Below are 12375 nucleotides of genomic sequence, written 5' to 3' on the forward strand. Positions count from 1 at the left end.
GAACGCAGCCTCGCAGGCTCGGCAGCTGCTACGGGACCGCATTCGCTGCTCGCCATCAAAAAACTTCGAGGTATATCTCATGCAAAAACCTACTCGCCTGTTTACGTCCTTCATGCGCAATCTGCCGCCCACCCAAAGCCGGGGCGTGCGACGCAACCTGCTGTTCGTCAGCCTCACCCTGGGCCTGATCGCGTTGCTCAGCATCATCTCCAGCGCCAACGCTGCCGGAGGTGCCTATGCGGTGGATGACGCCGGGATCAACGCCCCCGGTGAGTGCAACATCGACGCCTGGTACCAGAACGGTCGGCACAATTCATCCAGCACCAGCGTGGTGTCACAGGACTGCACATTCAAAAGCCTGCCCAGCGTGCAACTCGGCGCCGCCGTGCAGCACAACCGCGATGACGGGGATTCAGAAACCCAGTTGAGCCCACAATTCAAGGCGCAAATATTCTCACGGGAAGACCTTGGCCTGGCGTTGGCACTGGCAGGCTCGGCGCACTTCGCCTTCAATCGGGCCCACGCCTTCGATGGCGCTGACCTGAACCTGCCTTTCACCTACCAACCGCTCGAAACCCTGCGTCTGAACCTCAATGCCGGCTGGACCCACGCCTATGACAATGGCGAGCAAAACCATCGCTGGACCTGGGGCACCGGCGCGGAATACGACCTGGCCCGCTCCCTGACGTTGATCGCTGAACGCTATGGCCAACAAGGCGGGGAACAGGCGTGGCAGGCCGGTCCGAGGCTGCATATCGGTGAGCGCATCGACGTCGATCTGGTGGTGGGACGCAACTTGACGGGGAAACGTGATCAGTGGCTGACCACTGGGGCAACGCTGCGGTTTTGAACGCTAACGGGCGTGGGTAACGCATCAACAGGGAACTCCTGACCTTCGCCGGGCATCTTAAATGATGAGGTACTTCCTTTTTGCTTCACGCTTTCAGAGGACACCGTCATGCGCCGTCTGATTATCTTGTCTTCCCTTTTGCTGTGTTTACCCTTCGGCTCCGCGATGGCCAAAGTGGATGCAGGTGATGTCGCTACCTCTGCGGGGGTTTCCGCATCGCTGTACTCGACGTTCAAGGACAACAAACTGGCGATTCCTGCCCGTGATGACGCTTCCAGCTTCGTTGCCAGTGGCGGTACGATTCGCGGTGTGTACCTGGAGTCGGTGTTGAATCAGATTCGCCAGGCAAATCCAGGCCTCAAAGCAAGCGACGAAGAGCTCGCCAGAGCGATCTTGATCCATGAAACCGTCGCTGGCGGCCAATGAAGGTTGAGGCAGGGCTCGCGACACCCGGATAGTTTGCAGCCCTGCCTTACTTCACCCCGAAGATAAGCGCGCCCACCCGGCCACCAACTGCGCGCTGATGCTGACCCCGCCACACACCACAATCACCACGTCATGGGCTTCGGCAATCGCCGGATGGTCCAGGTACGCCACTGCCAATGAAACACCGCACGCCGGCTCGACCAGTTGGCGCAGGTCGTTGGCGTAACGCACCACGCCCATGATCGCCTCGTCATCACTGAGCACCACACATTCGTGAGGAAATTCGAGAATGTGCTGCACCGGCCACGCGGCCACTTTTGCAGCGCCCAGCGATGTCGCGACGGTGTCGATACGCGCCAACCTGACGGGATGCCCAGCCTCGATGGCAGCCGCGAAGGACGCCGCCCCTTGGGTTTCGCATGTAATGATCCGGCAGTCCATGCGATGGTGCCGCATCAATCCGGTCAGAATGCCCGCCAACAAACCTCCGCCGCCCACCGACGTCACCAGCGCATCGACTTGAGGACAATCCTCGAGGACTTCATCAATCAGGGTGCTGTGCCCTTCCCACAACACGGGATGATCGAAGGCCGGCACGTATTCGGTATCCGCATCCTGTGAAAGCTCTTTCGCTCGTTGATTGGCATCGTCCCAGACCTTGCCGTGAACGATCACCTCGGCACCGGTTTTCCTGATCCTGGCGCGGGTGGATTCCGGGGTGGTGTGCGGCACCACAATGCAGGCTTTCAGCCCGAGGGCAGCGGCGGCCATGGCGGTGGCAAAACCGGCGTTACCGCCGGAAGGACAAACGACTTTGCGTTTGCCCTGGGCCTTTGCCTGACTGCACAAAAGGCCCATGCCGCGCAATTTGAACGAGCCGCTGGGTTGCAGGTTTTCCAGCTTGAGCCAGAGGCGCCGGGTCGGCGTTGACAGACCTGGGTGCAGAATCAAAGGCGTTCTGATGTGTAGCATCGCGAGCTTCCTTTGGCAGCATCGGCGTGTCGAGGTGTCGACGCGCCGGTGATGAACATTCCTTATCCAAGCTTAGTTCACCCTGCCCCGCGGTTACCGTCTTACTGATAACGCGGTGCCGCCGACGAGTGGCCAAACGACCCTGACAGCACTTGGCGCTGAGCTTCGTAGGTGACCCATTTGTTGCCCTCATGCAGGCCCGGGATGGTCACCACTTCCCCTTTCGCCAGCCCTGTCAGCGCGGCATCGACCATCTCTTCGGCGGACATCACGATCTCTTGCGGCAGGTTCTCCACCGGGTTGCCGGCCTCGCTCCAGAAGTCGGTGGCGGTGGCGCCGGGCAATACCGCCTGGACGCGAATGCCTTTGTCGGCCAACTCATGGTGCATCGATTGGCTCAGGCCCAAAACGAAAGCCTTGGTCCCGCCATAAACGCCGTTGAGGATTTCCGGAGCAATGGCGACGATGGAGGAAATGTTGATCACGGTGCCGGCGCCCCGTGCAACGAAGCCGGGCACCACGGCATAGGACAGACGCATCAGCGCGGTGACGTTGAGGTTGATCATGTCTTCCATATCGTCCACCGGGCTGCCGAGTAACGGCATGACACCGCCAACGCCCGCGTTGTTGACCAGCAACGTGATGCTCGCGTCATTGCGCAGAATGCTTTCAACCCGCAGCAGGCCGGCCTTGTCTTTAAGGTCAGCGGCGACCACTTCCACGGCACGGCCGGTTTCGTTGCTCAGGTGGTTGGCCAGCGCGTTGAGTTTGCCCTGGCTGCGGGCGACCAGAATCAGGTCGTAACCCTGCCGGGCGAGACGGTCGGCGTAGACCGCGCCGATGCCCGAAGAAGCGCCAGTGATCAGTGCGGTGCCTTTGGATGAGAGAGCCATGTGCAATTTCCTTCACAGTGAGGCGATAAGGTCGCCGGGTGTGAACAGTTATAAATTGACTCACGCTCGTCTCAAATGACGTTTAAAGTACGTTTTCAGGACATAGGCCTTTGAGGGCATCATCATGACTTCCGTCGCGTTCGTGGTTTTCGAGGGTTTCCAGTCCATGGCGCTGGCGGCCATGCCGGTGTTCGAGTACGCCAACTTCAGCGCCGGTGAAGCGCTTTATGAGGTCAGCGTGATCTCTGAGGATGGCCGTACCCTGCGGGCTTCCGGCGGTTTGAGTGTCGGCACCCAGGCATTTGATGAGCAGGTGTTCGACACGGTGATCGTGGTCGGAGGCGATTCGATCCTCGAGCAGGCGCCCGAGGGTGTGCTGGCGTACCTGCGCGACAGCGTGAGAACCGCGAGACGCACGGCGTCGATTTGTTCGGGCGCGTTCGTGCTGGCCCAGGCCGGCTTGCTCGACGGGCGACGGGCCACCACCCACTGGGCGTACGCGCGGGAACTGCAAGCGCGGTTTCCCTCGATAAAAGTGGAAGACGACCGGATCTACGTGGTCGACGGTTCCATCTGGACCTCCGCCGGCATGACTGCTGGCATCGACCTGGCGCTGGCCATGGTCGAAAAGGATCATGGTGCCGAACTGGCCCGCGCCGTCGCGCAGAAGCTGGTGATGTATCAGCGCCGCGCAGGTGGCCAGTCGCAGCATTCGGCATTGCTGGAACTGGAGCCCAAATCCGACCGCATTCAGACCGTCCTCGGCTACGCCCGGGAACACCTGACATCCGCGTTGTCGGTGGAACAACTGGCGGAAGTGGCGCGCCTCAGCCCACGGCAATTCAGCCGTACCTTTCGCGCCGAGACAGGGCAGTCCCCGGCCAAGGCCATCGAAAATCTGCGCCTGGAGGCGGCGCGACAGATGCTCGAACGCGGGCGCCTGACCCTCGACCAGATTGCCGCCGAGGCCGGTTTTACCGACCGTCGTCGCATGCGCGAAGCTTTCCTTCGAGCGTTCGGCCAACCGCCGCAGGTGATTCGGCGTAATGCCAGGTCGCAGATGACGGCGTGAGTGTTAGTGAGTGCGCCGGAAGCGCAAGTCTTGCATGCCGAGGAAACTGACGCCGCAGGCCAGCATCGATGGGTTCATACGCCTCTCCTTTCGCCCGACTGAACCGTTCGGTGAAGCTAGCGCAATCCGGTGGATCAGCATGACCCTCTACACTGAAGGCATCGGTTAAAAGCAGGAATGGGTGCCCATGAAAATTTCGGCCAGGCTGGCGTTTTTCGCCATCGTCTCCACCCTCGCCTACCTCGGCCTCGCGGTGTGGGGGCTGGGCGGGTTTGCGGCGCTTTTCGCGCAGGCACCGCTGGTGGTCGTTGCCATCGCAACGTTAGCGATGGCCGTTGCCTCGTTGTTCACCGAGGTCAATCTGAGCTCCGGAGAACGTGAAGACCGGGCCAATCGTTGGGTGCTGCCGGCGTTCGGCGTCATCGGACTGTTGAGTGGGTACCTGCCGGCCTACACCGACCGCATCGATTTCTGGACCTTCGGTGGCGAGGGGGTGCGCTGGCTGGGGGCTTTGCTGTTCATCGTCGGCGGCGCCTTGCGGATGTGGCCGGTGTTTGTGCTGGGCAAGCGCTTCAGCGGTTTGGTGGCGATTCAACCGGGACACAGCCTGGTCACCGACGGGATTTATCGCCGCTTGCGCAACCCCAGTTATCTGGGGATGTTGGTTATCGCCGTGGGCTGGGCACTGGCGTTTCGTTCTGGGGTCGGGTTGTTGCTGGCGGCGCTGACGGTGATTCCGCTGATTGCCCGGATTCACTCGGAAGAGTCGCTGCTGAGGGCGCAGTTCGGGGGGGAATATGAGGCGTACTGCGCCCGTAGTTGGCGGTTGATTCCCGGAGTTTACTGAGGTTTAACGTGCCGAAATCTGACCTGTAGAAGCGAGCGGTGCGGCGATCCGACTTGCCCGCGAAGACGTCGGCACAACCAATAACTATCCCATGTTCGACCGTGATGGCCCCTTCGCGGGCAAGCCTCGCTCCTACAGGTCAGGTTTCGATCAGGAGGAGACCGTCAACATCTGCACGACAGACAACCGAGTCGTAACTCGCCAGCGTGGCATGCGCCGTCTGAATCGGATGGTCATGCGTCGAGGTAATTATCACAAGGTCCGCCCCAGCCGCCTCTGCCGCAAGAATCCCCACGGCGGCATCTTCAAAGATCAGGCAATCAGTCACCTCAACACCCAACCGTTGAGCCGCCAGGCAATAACCCGCAGGATCCGGTTTGCCGGCGCTGACATCTTCGGCCGTGACCATGACACCCGGCTCGGGAATCCCCGCCGCCGCCATCCGGCGCAACGCCAATGCCCTCGGTGCGGAGGTAACGATCGCCCATTGATTGGCCGGCAAGGACCTGAGGAAATTCGCCGCGCCGGACACCTCGACAATCCCCTCCACGTCCTCGATTTCCGACTCGGTAATCCACTGCGCTTGTGCCTCGGCATCCACACCCGGCAATGCCAGACGGTTGATGGTGTCGATGGCACGGGCGCCGTGAATGGTCGGCAGGAACGATTCGACATCCACCCCGTGGCGCAAGGCCCAGGTGGTCCAGATCCGCTCGGCGGCGGCGATGGAGTTGAGGACGGTGCCGTCCATGTCGAACAGAAACGCGCGATACGGCGTCTTGAAAACGGAGTCATTGGCAGACAAGGACAGGCTTCCTTCGAGTGTCAGGCAGGTCCGTCAATGTACACGACCTACAGCGACCGTCGCGACTTGAAGGCCCCATCGACACAATCCAGCAGTTGGCCCAGCGCCCAGGGTTTCTTGATAAAAGACACCTCATGCCGCACCCCGGAGGATTCGGGGGTTTCATATCCGGACATGATCATGATCGGCTTTTCCGGCCAGCGATCGCCGAACTGGTTGGCCAGATCCGCGCCGTTGAGTTTGCCGGGCATGGTGATGTCCGTCAGCAACAACCCGACCTCGTTGGCGTGTTGTTCAAGATATCCCAATGCGGCATCCGCGCTGCCTTGCGGGTGAACCACAAAACCTTCTTCCTGAAGAATTTCGCAGAGAAACTCAAGAATCAGCGGGTCATCTTCAACCACCAGTATCAACCCGCCAGGAAGCTGCTCGCCCGCCATCGATATTGGACACATGACTTTGCCACTCCCTGATTGCCTAATGATTTCGCGGGCTCAAATCCGCTGCTTACAGGTATGAGCAGCGGACTCGGCGGAAATTCATTTTTGATACAGGAAGATGACGAAATCAGGCGTCCTGCAGAATAAGATCGGCGCCCTTCTCCGCCACCATCAACACCGCCGCGTGGGTATTGCCGGAGGTTACGTTGGGGAAAATCGACGCATCAACAATGCGCAAACCGTTCAGACCATGGACTTTAAGACGCTTGTCGACCACCGACTGCTGATCGTCCGCGCCCATCGCGCAGGACCCGCACAGGTGGTAAATCGAACCACTGTTTTCACGAAAATACTGCAGCATCTGCTCGTCGCTTTCGATGGCCGGGCCGGGCAGTACTTCCTCGACGGTGACGCCTTTGAGTGCCGGCGCCTGCATGATTTTGCGCATCAAACGGCTGCCCTGGATCACCTCGTCGATGTCCTTTTGCGTACTCAGGTAGTTCGGGTCGATCAGTGCGGCGTCCCGTGGGTTTTTCGAAGCAATCTCGATGTGCCCGCGACTGGTTGGCCGGCACGGGTTAAAGCACAACAGAAAGCCTGAGTACGGCTCGGGCTTGAGGCTGGCCTTGTTGTTTTTCGGAATCTGGTACGACAACGGGTTGAAGTACAGTTGCAGGTTCGGGTTGGCTTGCTGTTCGTTGCCGCGGAAGAAGCCACCGGCCTGATTGACACTCATCGCCAGTGCGCCCTTGCGGGTAAACAGGTATTTGAGACCCAGCTTGAACTGACCGAACAGCGAGCTGAGTTGGTCATTGAGCGTCGGGATGTTGGCCTTGTAGTAATAGCTGGCGCACAGGTGGTCTTGCAGGTTCTGCCCCACCGCCGGCAGGTGTTTGACCAACGGAATGTTGTGCTTGGCCAGCAGCGCCTGATCCGCGACGCCGGACAATTGCAGAATCTTCGGCGTGTCCACGGCGCCAGCGCAAAGAATGACTTCCTTGTTGGCGGCGAAGCTGCGCACTACGCCGTGCTGGGTAATGGAAATACCGGTCGCACGACCGCTGTCGAACAGCACCCGATCCACCAGCGCATAATGCTCAACCGTCAGGTTTGGCCGGCTCAATGCCGGATGCAGATGGGCAAAACTGCTGGAGCAGCGTTGGCCGTTGCGAGTGTTGACGTCGTAGATCCCCGAGCCTTCGAACTTCGGCCCGTTGAAATCGTCACTGTGCGGATAGCCGAGTTCGTCGCATCCCCTGAGGAACACATCGCAGATGGGATGGGTCTGGCCCTTCATCGGGGTGATGCTGATCGGACCGCTGCCGCCGTGGTATTCGCTGTCGCCCAGCGGATGGTTTTCCAGTTTGCGGAAGTACGGCAGCACATCCTTGAAGCCCCAACCCTCGTTGCCGTTGGCCGCCCAGTCGTCGAAGTCATGGGCCTGGCCACGGACATAGATCATCGCGTTGATCGAGCCTGAGCCGCCCTGCACTTTTCCGCGCGGCGCGTAGATTTCGCGGTTGTTCAGCTGTTTTTGCGGCTGGCTGTAGTACATCCAGTTAAAGGTCGGGTTGTAATACATTTTGGCGAAGCCGACCGGAATCTTGAACCACAGGGAACTGTCCTTGCCGCCCGCTTCCAGCAGCAGCACCGAGTATTTCCCGGAAGCCGACAGCCGATTGGCAAGAATGCAGCCTGCGGCGCCAGCGCCAGCGATGATGTAGTCGTAAGTCATGCACGGTTACCGCGTAAGTCGTTGTACAAAAAACTGCGCGCAGCCCCACCTGTTGGAGCGAAGCTTGCTCGCGAAGGCGTCGAGTCAGTCACTTTGATATTGGCTGACCCACCGCTTTCGCGAGCAAGCTTCGCTCCTACAGAGGAACAGCGCCCTCTCCTGTCAGCCTCGGGCTGGCGATGTGTCTTTGACGTCAGCCGGGGTAGGCGCCATTTGCAGGTGCAGGCGCTCGCCGGTGTACGGCGAATGCTTGCGCACCACGTCCATGTTCAACTCCACACCCAGGCCCGGCTCGGTGGACGGGATGATGTAGCCGTCCTCCCATTGCAGTGGCTTGGTCAGGACTTCGGCGTGGAAACCGCCCCAGGTCATGATGCTTTCCTGGATCAAGAAGTTCGGCGTGCAGGTGGCCAACTGGAAACTCGCCGCCGCGCCAATCGGCCCGTTGTAGAGGTGCGGTGCGATTTGCGCGTAATAAGCCTCGGCCATGCTGGCGATCTTTTTCGCTTCCAACAGACCGCCGCAACGGGCGACGTTCATCTGCAGAATCGACGCACCGCCAGCCTGCAACAGCTTGAAGAATTCGTACTTGGTGGTCAGGCGTTCGCCGGTGGCAATCGGGATGCTGGTCTTGGCCGCGACTTGCGCCATGGCCTCTTCCTGCCCCGGTGGCACCGGTTCTTCGAACCACAACGGGTCGTACTTTTCCAGACGCTTGGCCAGGCGGATGGCCGAGGACGGCACCATCTGCCCATGGGTGCCAAACAGCAGGTCGCATTTGTCGCCCACCGCTTCGCGGATCTTGCGGCAGAAGGTTTCGCAGCGTTCCAGTACTTCCAGTGAGATCTGATGCCCGGAGTACGCGGTGTACGGCCCGGCCGGGTCGAATTTCACGGCGGTGAAACCTTTGTTCATGTTCTCGATCGCGCACTCGGCCGCCAGGTCCGGGTCGTCGTAGTCGTATTCACCCTTGCTGTTGACCGGGTACAGGTAGGTGTAGGAACGCAAACGTTCGTTGACCTTGCCGCCCAGCAGTTCATACACCGGCTTGTTCGCTGCTTTGCCGATGATGTCCCAGCACGCCATCTCCAGGCCGCTGACCACGCCCATCATGGTCAGGTCCGGACGCTGGGTGAAACCGCTCGAATAGGCCTGACGGAAGAAGCGTTCGATGTGGTGCGGGTCGTGGTTGAGCAGGTAACGTTCGAACACGTCTTCGATGATCGGCAGCATGGCTTTGGGACCGAACGTCGCAGCGTAGATTTCGCCCACGCCTTCGATGCCGCAATCGGTCTTGAGCTTGACGAACAGCCAGTACATGCCGCCGATGTGCGGTGGCGGTACGGCAACGATATGGGTTTCAAGGGCGACGATTTTCATCTCAGGCACCTGTTTTGTTCAAAGTTTTACGGTTGATTCGAGCGCGCAGGGTCAGGGCCGCCAGGGTCCCGAGCAGGCCGACGAAAGCGATGTAGCCGAAATACAGCTTGTAACCAGGGGCACCGGGGAAATGCTCAGTGAGGTAGCCATTGATCAAGGGAATAAAGGCGTCAGGCAGATAACCGACCACCGAGACAATCCCAATCGCCAGACCGGTGATGCGCAGCGGAATGTTGCAGGTATCGAGGATCGCCCAGTACAAGCCGCGAATCGCGTAGGTCATCAGGCCGATGAAGATCACCGTACCGATCAGCAGGCCCATGCTGTTGAGCGCCGGGAACACGATCAGGCCGACCATCGCCAGGGTCGCCAAAAACAGCGCCACGATCAGCACCGAAATATTGGAGAACTTGTCACCCAGCCAGCCACCGCCGATGCCGCCGATGGGGCGCATCCACAATTTGATGGTGGTGATGGTGCCGGCCATGACCGCGGTCATGCCGCCGCCCTGCAGGTAATCGGAGAAGCTATAGGTGGCCCAGAAGATGTGATAACCGCAAAACACGATGGCCGTTACCAGCCACAGCTCGGGGATTTTCACCAGGGTCGTCAGATCGCTGAGCAGGTTGTACTTGCCCTTCTCCACCGCCGCCGTGTCCTCCATGGACTTCGGATCCTTGATCAACACCAGCACACAGCCGATGGCGATACAGGTGAAGGCATAGAGGTAGACCACGTGTTTGAAACCTTCGGCGGCCGACTCGCCACGGGTTTCGGTGGCGAAGGCAAACAGCCCCAGAGCGACGGTCGCCAGCAAGGCTTCGACCAGCCCGCGACCGCCATCGAGGATGCCAAAGAACCGGCCTTGTTCAGTGTGATGAGCGATCATCTTCACGCGCTTGAGCACCGACGCCCAGAACGTCAGGCCGGTGGTCAGGCCCCAGCAACCGAAGATGATCATCAACCCGGTCATCGACGGCGCGGTGGAATACCAAAGGCCCAGGGCGCCGGTGGCGACCAGCGAAAAGAAGATCAGAAAACGCGGGGCAATGCGGTCGGCCAGCCAGCCGCTGGGCAAGTAGCTGAGGAGGAAAATCGTGCCGAGCATCGAGTACAGATAACCCAGTTCGCTGTGGTTGATCTGGAACACTTCGAGCATGGTGGTCTGGTAGACCTGGCGCAGGTACAGGATCGGATAGATCGCACCGGCGGCCAGCACCAATAGCATCAGTTGGAAATAGCGACTTCCCTTGTCACTGTGGCTTTTTGAACCCGCGTTCGAACCCTGAACAGCGGCAGCAGTGGATGCATGCTTGGACATCTAGGAGACCTCGGGCAGCCCGGTGGTCCGGGCGCCCCTGATAATTGTTTTTATGGGTGCAGCGTGAGGCGTGTTGCGGGTGGATCAATACTTCATGACCACCAGACGGGTCTGGGTGAATTCGAGCATGCCGTGCTTGCCGTCATCGCCGCCCAGGCCCGAGCGTTTCCAGCCGGCGTGGAAGCCCTGGTACGGGTCCGCCGGGGTGCGATTGACGTACAACTCGCCGGCCTCGATGGCATTGGCAACTTTCATCGTGGTGCGGTAGTTCTCGGTGTACAGCACCGAAGACAGGCCGAACTGATGGTCGTTGGCCATGGCCAGCGCTTCGTCGATGTCGCGGTACTTGAGCACCGGCAACACCGGGCCGAAGATTTCTTCCTGGATGATTTCCATGTCCTGACGGCAGCCGCTGAGCAGGGTCGGCGGGTAGAAATGACCCTTGCCTTGCGGCAGCACACCGCCCGTTTCCAGTACAGCACCGGCAGCGATGGCGCGCTCGACCATGGCGTGAATGTTCTGTTGCGCACTGGCGTTGACCAACGGCCCCATCAAATTCGCATCGGTGGCGCGGTCGCCGAACTTCACGGCGCTGATTTTGGCTTTCAGCAGGGCGAGGAATTGCTCGTAGACACTTTCTTGCACGTAGACCCGCTCCACCGCCGTGCACAACTGGCCGCAGTGAGTGGTCTTGGAAGCAACGATCGCGGTAGCGGCGGCTTCAAGGTCGGCGTCGGCTTCGATGATCGCCGGGGTCTTGCCCCCCAACTCCAGCGATGGCTTGGCGATGTTGGCCTTGCAGTAATCGAGCACAATGCGCCCGGCGTTGACGCTGCCGGTCAGGGTGATCAAACCGACGGCTTTGTGCGTGCAAACGGCGGCGGCCGTGGCGTGGTCCATGGTCAGGATGTTCACCACGCCGGCCGGCAAACCGGATTGCTGCACCGCCTTGGCGATTTCGAACGCCGAGGTCGGGGTGTTGTTGCTCGGGCGCACCACCACGGTGTTGCCGGCAATCAACGCCGGGGCGATTTTGCGCAGCAACGTGTAGACCGGGTAATTGAACGGAATCAGGCACGCGACTACGCCAATCGGCTCGCGGTGCAGGAACAGGTTTTCGTTCGGGGTGTCGCTGGGAATGATTTCGCCTTCGATACGGCGCGCCCATTCAGCGTGGTAACGGGTGATCTGCGCCGCGTAACGGGCTTCGTTGCTGGCGTCGGCCACGCTTTTGCCCGATTCGGCGGCCAACGCTGCACCGATGTTTTCTGCGCGAGCATCGAGGGCGTCAGCGAAAGATCGCAGGTGTTCGGCGCGTTCGATGCTGGTGAGTTTGCCCCAGGTTTTTTGGGCTGCAGCGGCGGCTTCGACCGCATGGGTCGCTTCATCGGCAGTCGCCGCCGAGACGTGGCCCACCAGCGCTTCGGTTGCAGGGTTGAAAACTGCGATCAGCGCATCGCTGGCAGGTTCAATGAAGTGACCGTTAACAAAATTTCGCTCGAGTCGCATGTGCATCGCCCATCGTTGTTTTTATCCAGTTCTCGCAGTCTTGGCATCTGAACCGAGTTGAACAAACGATTTATTAAGCGATGTAACATTCGAAAAATGCAGGTTACCGACATTCCCTGTAGGAG

12 protein-coding genes are annotated in these 12375 nt (G+C 60.1%); 4 read left to right on the top strand and 8 right to left on the bottom strand.

Annotated elements, in window-relative coordinates; genetic code table 11:
- Window positions 1–79: 79 nt before the first annotated feature.
- Together ACYZT6_RS14515 and ACYZT6_RS14520 are read left to right on the top strand one after the other, a co-directional pair.
- A complete protein-coding gene (locus ACYZT6_RS14515; RefSeq protein ID WP_462027490.1) occupies window positions 80–850 on the top strand; it encodes a hypothetical protein in 771 nt (256 codons plus the stop codon).
- Between the two features lie 108 nt (window positions 851–958).
- Window positions 959–1276 (top strand): DUF2388 domain-containing protein, encoded by a 318-nt coding sequence (locus ACYZT6_RS14520; RefSeq protein WP_462027491.1) that lies wholly within the window; start codon window positions 959–961, stop codon window positions 1274–1276.
- Between the two features lie 51 nt (window positions 1277–1327).
- Here the strand turns inward: ACYZT6_RS14520 and ACYZT6_RS14525 are convergent, their stop codons facing one another.
- Both ACYZT6_RS14525 and ACYZT6_RS14530 read right to left on the bottom strand, forming a co-directional pair.
- Window positions 1328–2248 carry a pyridoxal-phosphate dependent enzyme gene (locus tag ACYZT6_RS14525; protein ID WP_462027492.1) on the bottom strand — a complete coding sequence of 307 codons (921 nt, stop codon included), beginning with the start codon at window positions 2246–2248 and terminating at the stop codon, window positions 1328–1330.
- Window positions 2249–2349: 101 nt separating this feature from the next.
- A complete protein-coding gene (locus tag ACYZT6_RS14530) occupies window positions 2350–3141 on the bottom strand; it encodes an SDR family NAD(P)-dependent oxidoreductase (RefSeq protein WP_462027493.1) in 792 nt (263 codons plus the stop codon).
- A gap of 124 nt (window positions 3142–3265) precedes the next feature.
- Here ACYZT6_RS14530 and ACYZT6_RS14535 point away from each other — a divergent pair, with 124 nt between their 5' ends.
- Complete coding sequence (locus ACYZT6_RS14535; protein WP_462027494.1) at window positions 3266–4213, top strand: GlxA family transcriptional regulator; 948 nt, start codon at window positions 3266–3268, stop codon at window positions 4211–4213.
- A gap of 187 nt (window positions 4214–4400) precedes the next feature.
- On the top strand, window positions 4401–5060 hold the full coding sequence (locus ACYZT6_RS14540) for a methyltransferase family protein (protein WP_462027495.1): 660 nt from the start codon (window positions 4401–4403) through the stop codon (window positions 5058–5060).
- Window positions 5061–5199: 139 nt separating this feature from the next.
- Here the strand turns inward: ACYZT6_RS14540 and ACYZT6_RS14545 are convergent, their stop codons facing one another.
- From ACYZT6_RS14545 to aldA, 6 genes are all read right to left on the bottom strand, one after another.
- The gene (locus tag ACYZT6_RS14545) at window positions 5200–5865 is read right to left on the bottom strand and encodes an HAD-IA family hydrolase (protein WP_462027496.1); all 666 of its coding nucleotides are present in this window, start codon (window positions 5863–5865) and stop codon (window positions 5200–5202) included.
- 47 nt (window positions 5866–5912) lie between these two features.
- Complete coding sequence (locus ACYZT6_RS14550; protein ID WP_462027497.1) at window positions 5913–6320, bottom strand: response regulator; 408 nt, start codon at window positions 6318–6320, stop codon at window positions 5913–5915.
- 112 nt (window positions 6321–6432) lie between these two features.
- Entirely contained in the window at window positions 6433–8040 is a 1608-nt protein-coding gene (locus ACYZT6_RS14555) for a GMC family oxidoreductase (RefSeq protein ID WP_462027498.1), read from the bottom strand.
- Window positions 8041–8202: 162 nt separating this feature from the next.
- The gene (locus ACYZT6_RS14560) at window positions 8203–9420 is read right to left on the bottom strand and encodes a mandelate racemase/muconate lactonizing enzyme family protein (protein ID WP_046046632.1); all 1218 of its coding nucleotides are present in this window, start codon (window positions 9418–9420) and stop codon (window positions 8203–8205) included.
- Between the two features lies 1 nt (window position 9421).
- Window positions 9422–10741 (bottom strand): MFS transporter, encoded by a 1320-nt coding sequence (locus tag ACYZT6_RS14565; RefSeq protein ID WP_462027499.1) that lies wholly within the window; start codon window positions 10739–10741, stop codon window positions 9422–9424.
- An 84-nt stretch (window positions 10742–10825) separates the two neighbouring features.
- Complete coding sequence (gene aldA, locus ACYZT6_RS14570; protein WP_462029953.1) at window positions 10826–12250, bottom strand: aldehyde dehydrogenase; 1425 nt, start codon at window positions 12248–12250, stop codon at window positions 10826–10828.
- Window positions 12251–12375: the final 125 nt, after the last annotated feature.

The sequence above is a fragment of the Pseudomonas sp. RT6P73 genome (genome assembly GCF_054897715.1).

Coding starts and splice junctions, on each gene's coding strand:
- ACYZT6_RS14515 (WP_462027490.1), top strand. CDS start 80: ATGCAAAAACCTACTCGCCTGTTTACGTCCTTCATGCGCAATCTGCCG.
- ACYZT6_RS14520 (WP_462027491.1), top strand. CDS start 959: ATGCGCCGTCTGATTATCTTGTCTTCCCTTTTGCTGTGTTTACCCTTC.
- ACYZT6_RS14525 (WP_462027492.1), bottom strand. CDS start 2,248: ATGCTACACATCAGAACGCCTTTGATTCTGCACCCAGGTCTGTCAACG.
- ACYZT6_RS14530 (WP_462027493.1), bottom strand. CDS start 3,141: ATGGCTCTCTCATCCAAAGGCACCGCACTGATCACTGGCGCTTCTTCG.
- ACYZT6_RS14535 (WP_462027494.1), top strand. CDS start 3,266: ATGACTTCCGTCGCGTTCGTGGTTTTCGAGGGTTTCCAGTCCATGGCG.
- ACYZT6_RS14540 (WP_462027495.1), top strand. CDS start 4,401: ATGAAAATTTCGGCCAGGCTGGCGTTTTTCGCCATCGTCTCCACCCTC.
- ACYZT6_RS14550 (WP_462027497.1), bottom strand. CDS start 6,320: ATGTGTCCAATATCGATGGCGGGCGAGCAGCTTCCTGGCGGGTTGATA.
- ACYZT6_RS14555 (WP_462027498.1), bottom strand. CDS start 8,040: ATGACTTACGACTACATCATCGCTGGCGCTGGCGCCGCAGGCTGCATT.
- ACYZT6_RS14560 (WP_046046632.1), bottom strand. CDS start 9,420: ATGAAAATCGTCGCCCTTGAAACCCATATCGTTGCCGTACCGCCACCG.
- ACYZT6_RS14565 (WP_462027499.1), bottom strand. CDS start 10,741: ATGTCCAAGCATGCATCCACTGCTGCCGCTGTTCAGGGTTCGAACGCG.
- aldA (WP_462029953.1), bottom strand. CDS start 12,250: ATGCGACTCGAGCGAAATTTTGTTAACGGTCACTTCATTGAACCTGCC.